This is a genomic window from Lacihabitans sp. CCS-44, from assembly GCF_024343735.1.
Taxonomy (GTDB): domain Bacteria; phylum Bacteroidota; class Bacteroidia; order Cytophagales; family Spirosomataceae; genus Leadbetterella.
In genome coordinates, this window is the sequence record NZ_RJUE01000002.1 from 290,217 (window position 1) to 306,826 (window position 16,610).

Annotated in this window: 19 protein-coding genes; 7 read left to right on the plus strand and 12 right to left on the minus strand. The window is 37.8% G+C overall.

Annotated features, from left to right (window positions below; translation table 11 throughout):
* Window positions 1-119: 119 nt before the first annotated feature.
* The 12 genes from EGI26_RS02565 to EGI26_RS02620 all read right to left on the minus strand — a co-directional run bounded on the left by EGI26_RS02565 (window position 120) and on the right by EGI26_RS02620 (window position 9,245).
* Complete coding sequence (locus tag EGI26_RS02565) at window positions 120-836, minus strand: NRDE family protein (RefSeq protein ID WP_255076140.1); 717 nt, start codon at window positions 834-836, stop codon at window positions 120-122.
* Window positions 824-1,336 (minus strand): hypothetical protein, encoded by a 513-nt coding sequence (locus EGI26_RS02570; protein ID WP_255076141.1) that lies wholly within the window; start codon window positions 1,334-1,336, stop codon window positions 824-826. The genes EGI26_RS02565 and EGI26_RS02570 overlap by 13 nt, the downstream gene beginning before the upstream one ends.
* Before the next feature lie 2 nt (window positions 1,337-1,338).
* Window positions 1,339-2,037 (minus strand): hypothetical protein, encoded by a 699-nt coding sequence (locus EGI26_RS02575; RefSeq protein ID WP_255076142.1) that lies wholly within the window; start codon window positions 2,035-2,037, stop codon window positions 1,339-1,341.
* A gap of 27 nt (window positions 2,038-2,064) precedes the next feature.
* Window positions 2,065-2,523: a DM13 domain-containing protein gene (locus EGI26_RS02580; RefSeq protein ID WP_255076143.1), complete on the minus strand. Its 459-nt coding sequence runs from the start codon at window positions 2,521-2,523 to the stop codon at window positions 2,065-2,067.
* A 96-nt stretch (window positions 2,524-2,619) separates the two neighbouring features.
* Window positions 2,620-3,294 (minus strand): Crp/Fnr family transcriptional regulator, encoded by a 675-nt coding sequence (locus EGI26_RS02585; RefSeq protein ID WP_255076144.1) that lies wholly within the window; start codon window positions 3,292-3,294, stop codon window positions 2,620-2,622.
* A 78-nt stretch (window positions 3,295-3,372) separates the two neighbouring features.
* Window positions 3,373-3,813 (minus strand): YHS domain-containing (seleno)protein, encoded by a 441-nt coding sequence (locus EGI26_RS02590; RefSeq protein WP_255076145.1) that lies wholly within the window; start codon window positions 3,811-3,813, stop codon window positions 3,373-3,375.
* Between the two features lie 9 nt (window positions 3,814-3,822).
* The gene (locus EGI26_RS02595; RefSeq protein ID WP_255076146.1) at window positions 3,823-4,821 is read right to left on the minus strand and encodes a hypothetical protein; all 999 of its coding nucleotides are present in this window, start codon (window positions 4,819-4,821) and stop codon (window positions 3,823-3,825) included.
* Window positions 4,822-4,838: 17 nt separating this feature from the next.
* Entirely contained in the window at window positions 4,839-5,366 is a 528-nt protein-coding gene (locus tag EGI26_RS02600; RefSeq protein ID WP_255076147.1) for a YceI family protein, read from the minus strand.
* Window positions 5,367-5,438: 72 nt separating this feature from the next.
* Complete coding sequence (locus EGI26_RS02605) at window positions 5,439-6,569, minus strand: NAD(P)/FAD-dependent oxidoreductase (RefSeq protein WP_255076148.1); 1,131 nt, start codon at window positions 6,567-6,569, stop codon at window positions 5,439-5,441.
* Window positions 6,566-7,222, minus strand: coding sequence for a methyltransferase domain-containing protein (locus EGI26_RS02610; RefSeq protein WP_255076149.1), 657 nt, complete (start codon window positions 7,220-7,222; stop codon window positions 6,566-6,568). Before EGI26_RS02610 ends, EGI26_RS02605 begins: the two co-directional genes overlap by 4 nt.
* A complete protein-coding gene (locus EGI26_RS02615; protein ID WP_255076151.1) occupies window positions 7,219-8,289 on the minus strand; it encodes a type III polyketide synthase in 1,071 nt (356 codons plus the stop codon). The genes EGI26_RS02610 and EGI26_RS02615 overlap by 4 nt, the downstream gene beginning before the upstream one ends.
* Before the next feature lie 86 nt (window positions 8,290-8,375).
* Window positions 8,376-9,245 carry a UbiA family prenyltransferase gene (locus EGI26_RS02620; protein ID WP_255076152.1) on the minus strand — a complete coding sequence of 290 codons (870 nt, stop codon included), beginning with the start codon at window positions 9,243-9,245 and terminating at the stop codon, window positions 8,376-8,378.
* A gap of 159 nt (window positions 9,246-9,404) precedes the next feature.
* On the opposite strand from EGI26_RS02620, the gene EGI26_RS02625 reads away from it, so the two are divergent.
* The 7 genes from EGI26_RS02625 to EGI26_RS02655 all read left to right on the plus strand — a co-directional run bounded on the left by EGI26_RS02625 (window position 9,405) and on the right by EGI26_RS02655 (window position 16,486).
* Window positions 9,405-10,961, plus strand: coding sequence for a serine hydrolase (locus tag EGI26_RS02625; RefSeq protein ID WP_255076154.1), 1,557 nt, complete (start codon window positions 9,405-9,407; stop codon window positions 10,959-10,961).
* Window positions 10,962-11,178: 217 nt separating this feature from the next.
* A complete protein-coding gene (locus EGI26_RS21205; RefSeq protein WP_255076194.1) occupies window positions 11,179-11,325 on the plus strand; it encodes a type II toxin-antitoxin system RelE/ParE family toxin in 147 nt (48 codons plus the stop codon).
* 23 nt (window positions 11,326-11,348) lie between these two features.
* A complete protein-coding gene (locus EGI26_RS02635) occupies window positions 11,349-11,678 on the plus strand; it encodes a HigA family addiction module antitoxin (RefSeq protein ID WP_255076155.1) in 330 nt (109 codons plus the stop codon).
* A 302-nt stretch (window positions 11,679-11,980) separates the two neighbouring features.
* Window positions 11,981-12,952: an alpha/beta hydrolase gene (locus EGI26_RS02640; protein WP_255076156.1), complete on the plus strand. Its 972-nt coding sequence runs from the start codon at window positions 11,981-11,983 to the stop codon at window positions 12,950-12,952.
* Window positions 12,949-14,082, plus strand: a complete 1,134-nt coding sequence (locus EGI26_RS02645; protein WP_255076158.1) for a S9 family peptidase — start codon at window positions 12,949-12,951, stop codon at window positions 14,080-14,082. The genes EGI26_RS02640 and EGI26_RS02645 overlap by 4 nt, the downstream gene beginning before the upstream one ends.
* On the plus strand, window positions 14,079-14,405 hold the full coding sequence (locus EGI26_RS02650; protein WP_255076159.1) for a cupin domain-containing protein: 327 nt from the start codon (window positions 14,079-14,081) through the stop codon (window positions 14,403-14,405). Before EGI26_RS02645 ends, EGI26_RS02650 begins: the two co-directional genes overlap by 4 nt.
* Window positions 14,406-14,584: 179 nt before the next feature.
* A complete protein-coding gene (locus EGI26_RS02655) occupies window positions 14,585-16,486 on the plus strand; it encodes a glycoside hydrolase family 88 protein (RefSeq protein WP_255076160.1) in 1,902 nt (633 codons plus the stop codon).
* The last annotated feature ends 124 nt before the right edge of the window (window positions 16,487-16,610 follow it).

Here is a 16,610-nt window from a genome sequence, read left to right on the forward strand (position 1 = left end):
ATTTAAGCTCAAAATATGCAGTTTTTTGGGAGAGAAAACCTTTTCTTAAGTTTAGTTGGCAAAGGTAATTATAAATATCTGCTTTCGAAAAATCGAAAATTTTCGTAAGGTAATTATTCTCAATAGATTACAAATCTATTGCTGGTATTGTTTTCTAAGTCGTTGTAAAACAAAAATTTAGCGTTTCGGTAGATTTCTAATTGTGTAATACAAACCGTTTCTATTCCGTTTTTTCTTTTCAGTTTTATACTATTTTCTTGGTCTTGTTTTCCTCCCATATTGTGAAAATCTAAAATGATTTCACTGGAAATTTCCGTCTGAGTTTTTGATAAATGGTCCATAAACCACGATTGTCTTTTCTCCGTAGCATTCTGGTCGTAAAGTGTTGCAGAAGACCAAATTAAGGGCAACTCTCCGCTTAAATGTGATATGTGTTTTTCACCTGAACACCACTTTATTTCTGTAATTTTCTGCCTGTTGTCGTTTTTGAAAAGAACCAAGGTGAAGGGTTCCATTCCATTAAAATCAAAGCTATTTAGGAAGGTTTCAGGGTCATTCCATTTCGTAAATTCTAATATTACCTGCCCTCTGCTTTGTCTGTAACCCGCTTTTGCTTCATGTTTTTTATATCCACCATTCAGCAACACCATGGTATAGCATTTTGAGGTTGCTATCCAAGTTCCTTTCGAGATGGGGTCAACGGGGCAAAACACTTCTACGCCATTTATTTTTATTTTTTTCGGTGGTTGTGCTTTGGGTCTAGCAATGTTTTCGTCTCTATTGGAGGTTACTATGAAGCCGTTATCAGCCACCGGCACATAGGTTAACACACACATTTTTCGGGTGTTTGGGTTGCTCGGTATTTTATGGTAGAATCTGCCACACCAAAGTTTTGATCCAAAGTCAGGTCAGGGCAGATTGCCGTTATTCCTATTTTTATAAGTGCAAAATGGTGAATGGTATGCTCTCCGAGATAAATCAGTTCACGGGCATAACTGGTATTTAGAAATACTTCTTGGTCATTAAGCGACTGTTTAAATATTACTTTTCTGTCAAAATCCAGATTTTTCAAGGATACTTTCAGTGTCTCTAATATTTCCTGCGTATATATTGAAGAGTTTTCTATCAGTAGGTTACGTTCGCGTTCGTCGTAGTTTACGTAGTTTTTTTCTGAGAACAAACAAATGTAGAACTCAATAATATGCCTTATGTGCTGACCAACAGAGCTTCCGCTAAGTATTTCTATTTTCTCCACAAATTCGTCATGCGACAGTTTCTTAGATATTTTTTCTATTTCGGAAAATATATTAAGGTGATAGTTTACAAAATTGTCCATGATTATTTTTTTCTAAGGTTAAGGGTGTAAGCCACAAATGGCATCAAAGATTTGTGTCTAAATCTATCGTTTTCGAATGTAAGTACTTGTTTGGTGGTGTATTCCATAAACTGAAAACTCAAACCGAATCTCAGGGCGTTTTGATTTTTTAGTGTTTGTTTAAAGAATATTTCAGAGTTTAAGCTGCCCCTGTCGCTGTCAGAAACCAATAAAACATTTAAGGGAGTGGGAGAGGCGGTTTGAGTGCTTTTGTTAAGAGAGGGTGACTCGGCGGCTCTAAAAATTCCACTTTGTTTACCTCCAAGGGTAAAACCTAATGCGTCGATGTTGAAACCTATTGCCGATTTTTTAAAGGAATATTGAAGTACTATCAAGGCATTGAAAGATACCAAACTCGACTTTGAAAAATCTATGGTGTCTATTTTTGCTGGATTGTATTCCGTAAAAAATGCAGCCAAGCTTTGTTTACCTGATGTCAAGAGTGCTGGAGCTGTTAAGTACTCTTTTTGACCGCTGAAGTAACCATTGGCCCGCACTCCCCAGCCTATTTGAAAGCGTTTCTTTTTGCCAACATCGTACGTTTTTTGATATGACACCGATGGGGCAAATTCTTTCTTTGCGGCTATCGCAAAATCGATGCTTTGTGACCAAGATTTAGTAGAAAATAGACAAAGCAGTAGCAATGAAACAAGTGTTTTCATAAGGTATTTTAGTGTTAAATTCTGTGATTATTTAAGTTCGGCGTGTCCAAACAGTACCGAAAACTGTTTGCACCAAATCAGTACAAATTTCTGTTTGCTGAGGTCAACTTTATCTGGTATGTCATACATTTTATTGCCGTTTTCTACTTTGTTGCTGAGTTCTACAAAGTTTGTAACTGATTTGTCATTAGCTATATATATTCTGAGGTCTGGGCCAGCGTCAGATTTTAGACTTTCAAAAACGAGCGTTCTTTTTCCGTCTTTGGCTTCATATATTTTCGCATTTCCACTTGTAGGATGTGCCCCATTCGCAAACTTTCCCTCCAGCAGCAACTTTTGCCCACTCATGTCCATGCTCATGTTTTCGGTGGTGGTAGTGTTGCCGTTTTCTGTTGTACTGGGAGCGGTGGCCACCACTGGGTCTATTTCTGCCGATTTGGTACAGCCCAAAAGAACAATGCAGGCAAAAAGCAACAAAGTTTTCATAATTTTCAATTGTTTTTTTGTTTGAAAAAAATCATAAACAAATGTATGACGATTGACTTAATGCTTTTGTCGGCTAAAAGACCAATTCAGGTTATTTTATGATTCTAAAGCGGCTGTTTTTAATTTTATTTCTTTTCGAGAATAGGTTAGAACGCCCTCGGCTTTCAGGGTGTTCAACAATGAAGTAACCGTCTGACGGGTGCTACAAATCAAACTTGCTATGTCTTGGTGGGTGAGATAATTAGGAAGTGAAACATAGCCATCAGTATCGGTTTCGTGGTCTTTGGCGATGTCTTTAAGGAAACTCATAAGCCTGGTTTTGACATCTTTAAACATGATGTTTGAATATCTATTTTCTAGTCTTTTAAACCAAAAACCTATCCATTTGGTGTATTTTACGGCTACATCGGGCTTATTTTCGATGAATTTCTCGAAGTCGGCAGCTTTAAAACTACAAAATGTTGCGGTGTCTGACAGTACGATGGCGTATTCGTCTTCATTGGATTCTATCAAATCAAGAGACCCAAACAAATCTCCAACTTTCAGAATGTCTTTAACTATTTCGTTACCCTGCTCGTCAATTCTCACTATTTTGAGACTGCCTTTTTTGAGGGTGAAAACTCGGCCAATGTTTTCTTCTGAAAAAAATATGATGTCACCTTTACGGACTGTTTTGTAGGCCGCTATGTAGCATATTTCGTTTAAGTCACTGCTGTTGAGATGTTTAAATAGCGAGTGGTTTTGTAGATACCAGTATTGTGAACTATACAAAATGTTATAATTTATAGGTTAGAATTCAATCATATAAAATATACGTATGTATCTTTTAAAAGGTTGTAGGACTTTTAATTATTTCTTTTTCAGCCAATTGATTTCAGCTTTTTGGTATAATTCTTTCTCGTTTTTGAGCCAATCTTGCAGTGTATCGTTTCTGTTTTTTTTATAAAAAAGGAAAAGTTCATTGTTGTAGATACGATAGCTTTTTGGATCAATTGTTACTTTGCTACCATTCAGCCCCATGGCATAAGCACACCAGCCGCCGTATTTCGGAGTGTATTTTTTAGGATTTGTTTTAAAAATTCTGAGGTTTTCGGCTGAGGAAAATTTAAATTTAACATGTTCATATTCAGCCACAAATTGATTGTTTCCAGGTTTTGGATTATGGTTAAAATAGCTCACCACGTCGTATCCCTCAGCTACGAAACCATCGCTTATTAGATAGTCGCTTTTAGAAGTGATATTTTGTAAAAATAGCAGACCAATAATTGCTTTTGAAACTAATACGCTCATGATTTTAGCTTAATTTAATCTTTCCCAAAGAGTTTTAAATGAGCAGGATACATAGCCAAGGGTGGCATTGTGTTGTGCTATGTCACTGAGCCTTTTCCAGTGCCAAGCTACATCTTGGTAGGCTTTAAATAGGCCATATTGTGGGTCAAAGATATGTGCCGCATCGGCATTTACACCGTTTAGTTCGAGTACTTTTATGTTTTTGGCCTCGTACAAATCAGCGATTGACTTTACTTTTAGGTCGAATCTGCCATAATTAAAACCTTCGAAGTTCTTCAGGATTTTGTCCATGACTGCGGCTGTTTTCGTTTTATCTATTTCTGTGGCGTTTCTGAAAACGGTGCCTCTACAGTGGTTTCCAATTTTTTCTATAACCTGTAGTTCATCCTTTGCGAGTATTTTGGCCCAGTCAGTTTTTACATTTTTTTGGATGTCTTTCCAAATCATCTCTGCCCTCGGATTTTTCCTTAAAATGCTCTCTATATTCTCTTTCCCATTGCCTATTACAGTCAGAAACTCCTTTTTGGTGATAGAACTCACCAGACCTTTTGGTTCGTTGGGCATTTGTGAATACAACACTGCCAGCTCTATCGGATAATCTATGAATTCTTGAATTACAAAATCTTTGCCTATATTTTGAAAATAAATCAAGAGTTCGGTTTCTTCAGAAATAATGCTTACGTCTTTGCCTCTTTGGTCAGTCAAAGGCTTCGCTATAAATGGATATTCTAGACCTAAAGTTTGAATTTTTTCTAGAATTTCAAAGAATTCTTGGGTGCTGTTAACGTACAAACTTTGAGGTAAAAATTCACTAGGAATTTTTGAGAGAATCTCCTTTTTGTTTTCATCGAAAAATCCACCGTTTCGCAACGATGGATTTACGATGGAGGGAAACGTGAGGCTGCAGTTTTTGAGGCTTAAGTGCAGATAATAAGGAAGTAATGGAAAGTAAAAAACTTTCCATGGCCAAAATTCAAACTTAAATATTTTGAGAAAAAACAGTTTCACTTTATGGAGAAATGGTTTTAGTTTTTGGTTAAATTAAGCAAAATACTCACCTTTACGTTGTTGCTCATGCCCGGTGTGTCTCCCCCAAATTTAAAGTCTTGGCGGTCAATCGTAAAATCAGCTTTAAGGACACCTTTACCAGCGTCTTCGTTAAAAGTAAAGGGTATTTTAAGGTTTTTGGAGGAGTTCTTTATAGTTATTTTAAACACGCCTATGTATTTGTTATCGGCAATTTTTTGAGTAGAAACGCTGCTCATACTTATAACAGGAAAAAGCTCTGGCTGGAAAAACTCTTCCTTTTCTTTGAGATGCTTGTCTCTAAGGCTATTGGTGGTGTTAATGGTTTTGGAGTCAATGGTTGCCGAGAGAGTCACAGGCTCATTATTGGTAAATTTTAGATTTGTTTTCATGCCTTTTAGTGTGCCGTCAACATTAACCCCCAACATTTTTATCTTAAAAGCAACACTGCTGGTTGTAGGTTGCCAATTTTGAGCAAAGCTTAAATGGCTGACCAAGAGAAGGATGTAAAGGCTGTATTTTTTCATTTTATTTTTTTACAAAGGTGTTGATAATAGCAGTTTGTGAATGTCGGATGGCTTACTTTTAGAAAAAAATATTTAGGAATCTGTCAAAATATCCTTTCCGTGCGTGTTTTTGATAATCAATTGCAATAAACTTGGGCTTAGTTTCAAGCTTCTGATTAGGAGGTCTGTCATTATCGGATTTCCGAAAAGTCTTTGAACTGTTCTACCAATCAGCAGTCTGGTGGCAAAGTTATCGTTCCATTTTTTAGGATAAATTTCTTCTAAATCTCCTTCGGATTCCAAAAGATTATGTAAAAGATAGGCTCCATGGAAAGCCATGCTCATGCCATTGCCACATAGCGGAGCTATCATGCCCGAGGCATCGCCAATGAGCGGTATTTGGTTTTCGAACTGCCCTTTTCTTTCAAAACTTATTTGAGAAATAACCTCGGGCTGCGGCCAGATTTTTTCAGATTTTTTGAATATTTCTGCCAAATGCGGATTTTTAGAAAGTATGTTTTTCTCCATAATCTCTATGCTATTTTGACTTTTCTTGAGGTTGGCTTTGGTGGTCATGTAGCACAGGCAATACAAGTCATCTTCTATGGCCGAAATACCGCAATAGCCGTCTGAGAAGTTATGGAGGGCTATTTTGTCTTTAGGAAAATCAGTTTTGATATGGTATTTAATGCCGACATATTGGTTAAGTGAGGTTCTGTTTCTGTTTATAAAAGGCCGTTTCCATTCCACATCAAGGTTGGATCTTTTCCCAAAACTTCCCACCGCCGTTTTACTCTGAAAAACTCCATTTTCTGTAAGAATCTCAAAACTATTTTCGGTCTTTTTGATGTCATTTACTTTGGTATTTTCAAGAATGACGACACCCAGTTTTTGGGCAATTTGAGCCAATTCAAAATCTAGTTTGTAACGACTTATTCCAAATCCGCCGAGGTCTAGTTTGGATTCTAAAGAAGTACCAGAAGGAGAAGTGACTTGTAGTTTTTTTATAATAGGAAGTTGCATTTGACTCAATGGCAATCCCAAGCTTTCGAGAAAATCCCAGGATTCGAGACTGACATATTCGCCACAAACCCTATGAAAAGGATAAGTATTTTTCTCAAACAAAACCACCGATTTACCCGCTTTTGCTTGGAGAATGGCTAGGCTTAATCCTGCCAATCCGCCGCCCGTAATAGCAATATCGTAGTTTTTTTTGGATTTCATTTCCGCACCACAATTAGATGTCTAAATGCCCAACACCAAGTGATTTGGTAATTCTCGATACCTGCTTTTTCGAGCATAATTACCCATTCTTTTTTTGTAAAGCCACGTTGAACACTCAAAGGAGCGTCATTTTTTACAAGGTAGGATTTGGAAAAAAGCTTTGTGAGGAATTTTATGGAAAAATAAGCCAATCTATGTCGGTGCAAGTCCCCAATGAAAAAGCCTTTTTTGGAGTTTTGGTTTATCCAAATGAGCATTTCTACAACTGAGTTATCATCAAAATGATGGCAAAATAAGGAGTTGAAAATCAGGTCGTAAGGTCTTTCAGGTAAATGTTTTTTGTAGTCTTCTTTTATCCATTTTATGCCCGAGTCAAGGGATTGGCTATAGTTTACACAAACCTCTTTGATGTCTAATCCGGCATAATCATTTTCGGGAAAATGCTTTTTCAGCATCATTAAATTATCTCCGCCTCCTGAGCCGATTTCTAGTATTTTATGGCTTTCTTTTTCGAATTTTCTGAGCCCCTTTTTGATTACATCATGACCTCCCAAATATGTATTTATAAATTTGAGTTCCTTTAGATTTTGAATCAAATCAGCTTCCGGAATTTCGTCTGCGTCGAGCAGCTCTTTTTGATAGCTTTTTGTCATAAACACTTTAATATTAAACTTTCCATGGTTATTCCTGGGCCAAAACCTGCCACAAAAGTGCAGCCAGATTTGTCTTTTTTTATTTTTTCAAGAATAAAAAGCAAAGTACAAGACGACATATTTCCGTAGTTTTTCAGTACTTCATAAGACTCAGAAATTGCCTCTGAATCAATACCCAAAGATTTGGCCGTCACATCCAATATTTTTCTCCCTCCGGGATGAATCGCCCAGTTTTGGATGTCGTTCTTCTTAAAACTGCATTTTTTTAAACTCGTTTCCACAAATTCAGCTATGTTGTCTTCTATAAGCGTTGGCACTTCTTGTTTAAGGCTCATCAAAAAACCATGCGAGCTAATATGCCAACCCATACTTTCTTGGTTTTCGAGGAAAAGTTTAGAGTAAAATCCTTCCAGCTGCATTCCTGTTTCAGAGTTTTCTACTAAACAGCAGGCTGCTCCGTCGCCAAACAATAAATTGGAGGTGATAAAATCGAGTTTGTTTTCTTTCTGGAAATGTAGCGTACAAAGTTCTACCAAAACTATCAAAACTTTGGCTTTTGAGTCACTTTTGCAAATGGCATCAGCCTGTTTTAGAGCGTGAATGGCCGCATAACAACCCATGAAATTTACGGAAGTTCGGTGAATTTCCGTGGAGATTTGTAGTGCTTGAACCAACTCCACATCTAAACCTGGAGCCGACATGCCAGTGCAAGAAACACTTATCAAATGCGTGATTCCTTCTGGTAATTTCGGAGTTCCAAACGTGTTTTCAACGGCTTTTATTGCTAAAGGAAGAGCAGTTTCTTGGTATTTCGCCATTCGTTTTTCTATACTCGGAAATGGCTCCAGATTTTCGTTTTTTGAGAAAAAAGTCCTTTCTGAGGCATCACAACTGTAGTCTGGAATGACTGAATACCGTGTTTCTATTCCTGAGCGAGCGTACATTAGACCCATTTTTCGTTTGTCTGTTGGGCTACCATCGTTCATTCTGAGCATAAACTGTTGTATCGACGATTGCTCGTTTTTGTGTGAAGGTACGGCCGTACCGATGTGAGTTATACTGCTCATTTAAAGTTTTTTGCGAAATTTAAAATTTTGAATAAAATAGTTTGTCGGTCAAAAGACAAACACTCAAAATGGACATTTGTTTATACCTATAATATCATTGTCAGAAAACAAATATTCAGCAGCACAGAGGCCAAAAGGTTGAGTATCATCGTGTATTTGAAATTCGCCATTGTCTGGTCTTTCCAAACTTTCAGAAACCACCAATTCATAAATATGGCTATGGGTAAACTGAAGGCAAGGAAACGAATAAAATCCTTTTGTTCGAGAAAAAAGAATGCACTGAAAATAGCCGTGGCAAAAAAGGACATACAGAAAACAAAAGTGCCTCGAATTCCGAGGAGAATGCTCATCGTTTGGTCACCATTTTTGCTATCTTCCTCGTGTTGATATACTTGCGTGATGGGATACACCGCCCAAAGTATCAAAGCCGAAAACAATGAACCTAACCAAAGTGGAGCGTTGGCAGTGTTTTTTGCTTCAAAAAAATCCTGGATGGCCATGTTTTGTCCAAAAGTATAGACCATCATAAAAACCAAAGCTCCTTGAAATAGACCCACTATAAGCCAGCTTAATACGGCGAATTTTTTCAATCGGAAGCTTGGGTGGCTGTACAAACGACTCACCGCTACATAGAAAAGAACCAAAATTCCGAACCAAGTACCTACCAAAATAATGGATAAAATAACGCCCACGGCGTCAAAGAGATTGGCCGCATACCAGAGGTTTATGTCTACTTTTGGCGGATTTTTAAGTCCACCGATACTGCCTTCGTCTTTATCAAAATAGCTATTGAAGGCGTTTGAAGCAGGATAAATAAAGATATGTAGGATTACAAAGATCCAGAAGTTATTTACAAAATCAGATTCGACTTGTTGGCTGATGGCCAGCCAGTAAATGGGCATCAGAAACAACGAAAACGGGAACCTAAGGTGTAAGAAAATATCTTTTTTGGTCATGCAAGGCGGTATTTCGAAGTAATTTAGGAAGATATACGGTGATATGGTGTGGTTGGTTTCAAATTATTCAATTTTGTTGTTGCACTTCTTGCAAATAATATTTTGAAATTCGTAAATAAGGCTTTACATTTAGAATATTCAACCATTAAATATAAAATAATGAGCTTCAGTAGACGAAGTTTTGTCAAAACTTTAGGTGTAAGTACTATAGGTCTGAGTGCTTTACCAATTTTAAATAGTTTTCGTTTTCCAGCAGAAAAGTTTTTGAGAAAAAGTCCTGAATCTCAAGGCGTTTCGTCGGAATCTATATTGAATTTCTTAGCCGCCGTTAGAAAGTCAGGCATAGAATGGCATAGTTTTATGTTGCTAAGGCATGGCAATGTGGTAGCAGAAGCTTGGTGGAAACCCTTTGAGGTAGATTATAAGCACACACTTTACTCGCTTTCAAAAAGTTTCACGAGTTCGGCCATCGGTTTTTTGGTGGACGAGGGAAAGGTTTCTGTAAACGACAAAGTCATTTCTTTTTTTCCTAACGATTTGCCTGCAGAAATATCCGCAAATCTAAAAGCAATGACTATTAAGCATTTGCTGACCATGAATACAGGTCACAAAACAGACACTATGCCTGTACTTAGACAAAAAGAACCTCAAACTTGGGTAAAAAGCTTTTTGCAGCATCCAGTGGTTTTTGAGCCAAGTACTCATTTTTTATACAACACTGGTGCCACGTATATGTTGGGTGCAATTTTGCACAAAGTCACTGGAAAAACCCTTGAAGAATACCTCAAAGCTAGACTTTTTGTGCCATTGGGTATCGAAAATTATGACTGGGAAAAGTCTCCGGAAGGTCTTAATACAGCAGGATTTGGCTTACGTGTGGGCACCGAAGATATTGCAAAATTTGGACAATTATATTTACAAAAGGGCAAATGGAATGGGAAACAGCTGATTTCTGAAAAATGGATAGAAGAAGCTACAAGTAAACAAACGACTTCGCAAGCTGGAGACAATGACTGGTCACAAGGCTATGGATATCAGTTTTGGCGTTGTAAGCCAGGTTTTTATAGGGGCGATGGTGCTTATGGGCAGTTTTGTATGGTCATACCTGAGCAGGATGCTGTTTTGGTAATGACAAGCGAAAGCTTTGATTTGCAAAAATCTATGAATATTGCTTACGAAAATCTTTTGCCAGGTTTCTTGAAGGATGCTTTGCCTGAAAATCCAGAACTTTTGAAGAAGCTAAAAAACGAAATTCAAACATTGAGCTTACCAGTTACGAAGTCTAAAACGTTTTCTCCTTTGATGGCCAAGTATTCTGACAAGCGATTTAAGATGGATAAAAACCCCTATGGCATATCTGAAATGGGTTTTGGATTATTTCCTGATGCAGGAGTTGTTCGTTTTTTTGATAATAAGGAAATCAAGAAAATGGGCTTTGGTTGGGAAAAATGGCAAGTAAACAAAAACGGTGTTGTAAATCGTTTCCCGATACCTTATCGCACCCAATCAACCTCGAAAATTGCTGCCACAGCAACATGGCTGAACGACAATACTCTACAAATCAATATGAAGTTTGTTGAAGCCGTCCATGGCGACAAGATGACCGTCGTTTTTGAAGGAGACAAAGTAACAATAAACCTACTCAGCAGTATTTCTGAAAATGCAAAAAATACGCCGGAAACACGAGTTGTAATGACAGGTGTAATGGTGGGATGATTATAAATCTCTCAAAATGTATGGTATAAAAATAAATTTTAGATTTATTTATTGACACATGAAACGTTTCGTGTTACATTTATGTCATGATACTAAATTATAAGCACAAAGGTTTGAAGCAATATGCACTAAAAGGAGATAGGTCGAAGCTGCCAAGTGCTCATATTTCAAAAATTCGGTAGATTTTAACTAGACTTGATGCTGCTCAATCACCTGAATTAATGAATCACCAGGATACAATTTTCATCCACTAAAAGGAGATTTAAAAGGTTTTTATGCTGTCAAAGTTTCAGGAAATTGGCGGATAATATTTAGGTTTGAAAACGAGAACTCTACCGATTTAGATTATATAGATTATCATTAAATATTTAAAAGTGAGGATATATTATGGCATTATTTGACCCAGCCCACCCAGGAGAGTTAATTAGAGAGACAATTGAAGGGATTAGAGAAGAGACAGGGGAAAGACTAACTATTGCTGAAGTAGCTGATGGACTAGGTACAACTCGCAAAACTCTTTCTGCAATATTAAATGGTCGCCAGAGCGTAACACCAGAAATGGCTTTACGGTTAGAAGTTGCTTTTTCCAATACTACAGCGGAATTTTGGTTAACTGTACAAGAAAATTACGACCTAGCCAAAGCCAGACAAAGGGTCAATACAAATACTGTTAGAATATTTTGGAATCCTTCAAATTTGGCTTTGAAACCAGCGTGAAGATTTTCAGATATTTGTGTAAATTTTACCTGGTTTTGGATTCATTAATTAAACCAAAATACTAGAAAGACTCTTTCGAATTTAGGTCTTTTGGATGGCCTTAATTCAAAGACTAATATAGACTGGAAGAAGATTTCGGCGTAATCACTTTTTCTCTCAAACTTTGTGTTATTTATTGTTATGTTTACGCGTAGCTCCAATGTTTCCCTGCAATCGTTCCCATAAATTTTCTCCAAATCAGGCTATTCAAAAAGGAATAAATTATATTTATTTGAGTAATTTTAGTGTTCAACCCATTTACTATGAATAAAACGACCTTTTTGCTTTTCTTGCTCTTCTCTTTTCAGGCAATTTTTGCCCAGAGCAAAAAGGGATTGACTTACAAACCAGACACATCTTTTACCAAATATCAAGCCGTAAAATGGGCACTGACCCAATCGCCCAATGCCAAATTAGCAATTGCCAAAGACATAAAGAATATTACCATTAAAGAAAATATCAAATACACCACCGAAGATGGTATGGACTTGATGTTGGATGTTTTTTCTCCCAAAAACAAAAAAAATGCCCCATGCCTCATCATAATTCATGGCGGAGGCTGGCGTTCAGGCGATAGAACACACCACCACGAAATGGCCAAAGTGTTGGCTTCGAGAGGTTATGTGGTAGTTACTCCTTCATATAGATTATCAACCCATGCGTTATATCCAGCAGCGATGGTAGATGCAAAAACAGCTATCAGATGGACAAGGGCCAATGCCCAATCTTTAGGAATAAATCCGAAAAAAATTGCTCTGGCTGGTTTTTCAGCTGGAGGACAAATGGCTGCTTTGGTTGGCACTACAAACGACGAAAAGCTTTATGACAAAAGCGAAACATTGAAAAACATAAGTTCAAAAGTAGCCTCTGTGATAGATTTGGATGGGATTTTGGCCTACATTCACCCAGAATCTGGCGAAGGTGACGACAGTAGAAATATTTCGGCTGCAACATATTATTTTGGATTTTCGAAAACCGAAAAACCCGAGCTTTGGCACGAAGCCAGTGCTTTAAATCACGTATCGGCTGGTGATCCGCCCATACTTTTTATCAACAGTTCGCAAGAAAGAATGCACGCTGGGCGGGAAGACTTTATTAAGAAGCTTAACGGTTTTGGTATTTATTCTGAAGTGCATACTTTCAATGCTCCACATACTTTTTGTATGCTTGATGAGTGGTTTTTGCCAACTATAGACCTTATGGATAAGTTCTTAATCAAAACCTTAAAGCTATGAAAAAACTGATATTTATGATTCTGTTTTGTATTATGGGTGGAGCTTTTGTTCAAGCTCAATTGCGACAAGGTGCTTTTTTTACACCCGAGCAATCGAAGGTTGAAATCGAGCATTTGGCTTCACTTTATAGCTCAAAATCGGACTGGCAGAAAAGGGCGAAAGCAATCAGAAAAGGCATAAAAGAAGGAGCGGAGGTTACGAGTATCAAACCTAATCAAAAAATAAAGGCAACCATACATAGCAAGAAAAGCTTGGATGGATACACCGTAGAAAATGTCTTTTTTGAGAGCCTTCCTGGCATTTATGTTTCAGGAAATTTGTATAAACCAACAAAATTTTCTGGTAAAATACCAGCCGTTTTAGCTCCGCATGGACATGGAAAAGACCCGAGGTTTGGCGAAGCTACGCAAAAACGTTGTGCCACCATGGCCAGAATGGGTGCGGTGGTTTTTACTTACGACATGATAGGCTACACCGACATGCAACAATGTGACCATAAAATAGCTCCAGCTTTAAAATTGCAAATAATAAATAGCATTAGGGCATTGGATTTCCTGAGTCAATTGCCCGAAGTTGACAAAAATAAAATTGCCGTTTCAGGAGAATCTGGGGGAGGAACGCAAACCTTTGTATTAGCAGCTTTAGACAATCGTGTGGCGGTTTCGGTGCCTGTGGTGATGGTTTCCAACTACTTCTTTGGTGGCTGTACTTGTGAAAGTGGAATGCCGATTCATGTAAGACCTGATCATGCCACCACCAATGTTGAAATAGCCGCGTGTTTTGCCCCGAAACCTATGCTTTTGGTATCTGATGGAGACGATTGGACCAAGTTTACACCTGATTTGGAGTTTCCGCACATTCAAAGAATATACTCTTTTTTCGATGCAAAAGATAAGGTAAAGAACGTGCATTTGCCTCTTGAAAAACATGATTATGGTCCTTCAAAACGGAAGGCTGCCTATGATTTTCTGGCTAAAAATTTGGGATTAGATATTAGCATGGCAGACGAATTAAAAAGTCAAGTTTTGGCGAGAGAAGAGTTGACAGTTTTCAAAAATGAATATCCCTTACCAGCAAATGCCTTGAAAGGCAACGATGCAATTATAAGTTTACTAAAAACCATTAAATGAACACATTAATAGAAGATAAAGAAGTAGAATGGCTTGACCTCGGCGGCGGAATAAGACGCAAAGTGATGGCTTACGACGACCAAATGATGGTGGTGAAAGTGGCTTTTGAAGCAGGAGGAATTGGTGCCATGCACAGCCATCCGCACACACAGGCGAGTTATGTGGCCAGTGGAAAATTCGACATTACGATAGATGGAAAAACCAAAACGCTCAAAGGCGGCGATGTATATTTTGTACCAAGCGATTTGGTACATGGTGCAGTATGTTTAGAGGCTGGTGAGTTGATTGATGTTTTTCATCCACTTCGTGAGGATTTTCTTTGAGGTTTTTTTTTGGACACATTATTAACCGCAAAGACGCTAAGTATCCGCTAAGAATGCAAAGGATTTATAAAGCGAAATGCGATTTTTACAAAAAAATGATAATTTAGAATAAAAACACTCTGCGGACTTTGCGTCTTTTCTTTGCAAACTTTGCGGTTAATTTTTGAAACCAAATCTTTATGAAAAAATACATTTTATACATTTCGTTCTTTTGTTTTTCTATTTCTGGACAGGCTCAGAAACCTTATTCTCAGCAGATGGTTGATTCATTTATAGGCTGGTATCCAGACTCTATTGTGGTGAAACCTCGGGTGAAATCTACTTGGGATTATGAGCAAGGATTGATGCTTAAAGCCATAGAAAAAGTGTGGCGACGAACGGCTGATACCAAATATTACGACTATATTTTGGCTGACATGAACCGTTTTGTAGCTGAAGATGGTATCATAAAAACCTACAAAACAGAGGATTATAATCTGGATAATATCAATTCTGGAAGAGCCTTGCTGATGTTATATCAACAAACACAACCTGGAAAAGACAAGTTTAAAAAGGCGGCAGATGTACTTTGGCATCAGCTTGAAAATCAGCCAAAAACCAAAGAAGGTGCTTATTGGCACAAACAACGTTATCCATATCAAATTTGGTTAGATGGACTTTTTATGGCCGAGCCTTTTTCGGCTGAATATGCCAAAATTTTTAATCATACTGAGCATTTTGACCATATCGCAAAACAATTTGCCCAAGTTGAAAAATACATGGTTGACCCTAAAACTGGTTTGATTTTCCATGGTTACGATGAATCGAAGTCCGAAAAATGGGCCGATAAAAAAACGGGACTTTCGCCACATTTTTGGAGTAGAGCCATTGGTTGGTACGGAATGGCTTTGGTTGAAGTCCTCGATTATTTTCCCGAAAATCATCCAGAAAGACCTAAGCTCATTAAATATTTACAAAGATTAGCACCGGTTTTGGCAAAATATCAAGACTCAAAATCAGGTGTTTGGTATCAAATGACTGCTTTGGCAGGCAAAAAAGGCAACTATTTGGAAGCATCGGCCTCTTGTATGTTTGTTTATACATTGGCCAAAGCCTCTCGAATGGGCTACATCAGTCCTATTTATCAAGCCAATGCGAAGAAAGGCTATGCGGGCATTCTGAAAGAATTTGTTGAAAAAGAAGCTGATGGAAGTTTGGCACTGCAAAAGACGGTTTCAGTCGGCGGTTTGGGTGGAAATCCTTACAGAGATGGTACTTATGAGTATTATTTGAGCGAGCCGCTTCGCAAGAACGATTTGAAAGGTGTTGGTCCATTCATTTTTGCTAGTATTGAGATGGAGATTTTGGAAGAAAATAATATTGGAAAAGGTAAAAAAGTGGCCTTGGATTATTACTTCAACCGAGAGTTTAGAAAAGATTGGAATGGCCAAAATGAGCAGTTCCATTATACCTGGGAAGACACTTATCACTCAGGTTTCTTGTGGTGGGGCGATGTTTTCAAAAACTATGGGGCCAAACTTACGGCAATAAAAGACAAACCAACCTCAGCCAATTTGAAAGGGCAAAATGTGTACATCATCGTCGATCCTGATACAAAGAAAGAAACAGCTGCTCCAAATTTTATGGACAAAACTTCCATAGAAAATATCAAAAACTGGGTAAATGCTGGTGGTACTTTGGTGCTAATGGCCAATGATACAGCCAATTGCGAGATTCCAAAATTCAATGAACTCTCAAAAACTTTTGGGATTGCTTTTTCAGGTAAAAGCCGAAATATGGTGCAAGGAACACAATGGCATCAAGGTTTGGTGGATATTCCTTCTGGAAATCAGATATTTAATAATACCCAAAAAGTTTACGTGAAAGAGTTGGTGACACTTCAACTGAGCGGCAAGGCTTATCCAATCATTGAAGAAGGCGGTGACGTGATAATGGCCGCAACCAACTTTGGCAAAGGCCGAGTTTTTGTCATCGGTGATCCATGGCTTTACAACGAATACGTGGATGGCCGAAGAATACCAAAAGAATATCAGAACTATCAGGCAGCCAAAGATTTGGCCAAATGGGTTTTGAGTAAATGAGTTATTAATTGCACACGGATTAACACAGATTTGACACGGATTTCCTTTTTTTTTATAAATAAATCCAAAAAAATATTTATCCGTGTCTGATCTATCAAATCCGTGTTCTAATCATTCTATTTAT

Excerpts from the sequence above, each read along its gene's own strand:
- EGI26_RS02565 (WP_255076140.1), bottom strand. The coding sequence starts at position 836 with ATGTGTGTGTTAACCTATGTGCCGGTGGCTGATAACGGCTTCATAGTA.
- EGI26_RS02570 (WP_255076141.1), bottom strand. The coding sequence starts at position 1,336 with ATGGACAATTTTGTAAACTATCACCTTAATATATTTTCCGAAATAGAA.
- EGI26_RS02575 (WP_255076142.1), bottom strand. The coding sequence starts at position 2,037 with ATGAAAACACTTGTTTCATTGCTACTGCTTTGTCTATTTTCTACTAAA.
- EGI26_RS02580 (WP_255076143.1), bottom strand. The coding sequence starts at position 2,523 with ATGAAAACTTTGTTGCTTTTTGCCTGCATTGTTCTTTTGGGCTGTACC.
- EGI26_RS02590 (WP_255076145.1), bottom strand. The coding sequence starts at position 3,813 with ATGAGCGTATTAGTTTCAAAAGCAATTATTGGTCTGCTATTTTTACAA.
- EGI26_RS02600 (WP_255076147.1), bottom strand. The coding sequence starts at position 5,366 with ATGAAAAAATACAGCCTTTACATCCTTCTCTTGGTCAGCCATTTAAGC.
- EGI26_RS02605 (WP_255076148.1), bottom strand. The coding sequence starts at position 6,569 with ATGAAATCCAAAAAAAACTACGATATTGCTATTACGGGCGGCGGATTG.
- EGI26_RS02610 (WP_255076149.1), bottom strand. The coding sequence starts at position 7,222 with ATGACAAAAAGCTATCAAAAAGAGCTGCTCGACGCAGACGAAATTCCG.
- EGI26_RS02615 (WP_255076151.1), bottom strand. The coding sequence starts at position 8,289 with ATGAGCAGTATAACTCACATCGGTACGGCCGTACCTTCACACAAAAAC.
- EGI26_RS02620 (WP_255076152.1), bottom strand. The coding sequence starts at position 9,245 with ATGACCAAAAAAGATATTTTCTTACACCTTAGGTTCCCGTTTTCGTTG.
- EGI26_RS02625 (WP_255076154.1), top strand. The coding sequence starts at position 9,405 with ATGAGCTTCAGTAGACGAAGTTTTGTCAAAACTTTAGGTGTAAGTACT.
- EGI26_RS02635 (WP_255076155.1), top strand. The coding sequence starts at position 11,349 with ATGGCATTATTTGACCCAGCCCACCCAGGAGAGTTAATTAGAGAGACA.
- EGI26_RS02640 (WP_255076156.1), top strand. The coding sequence starts at position 11,981 with ATGAATAAAACGACCTTTTTGCTTTTCTTGCTCTTCTCTTTTCAGGCA.
- EGI26_RS02645 (WP_255076158.1), top strand. The coding sequence starts at position 12,949 with ATGAAAAAACTGATATTTATGATTCTGTTTTGTATTATGGGTGGAGCT.
- EGI26_RS02650 (WP_255076159.1), top strand. The coding sequence starts at position 14,079 with ATGAACACATTAATAGAAGATAAAGAAGTAGAATGGCTTGACCTCGGC.
- EGI26_RS02655 (WP_255076160.1), top strand. The coding sequence starts at position 14,585 with ATGAAAAAATACATTTTATACATTTCGTTCTTTTGTTTTTCTATTTCT.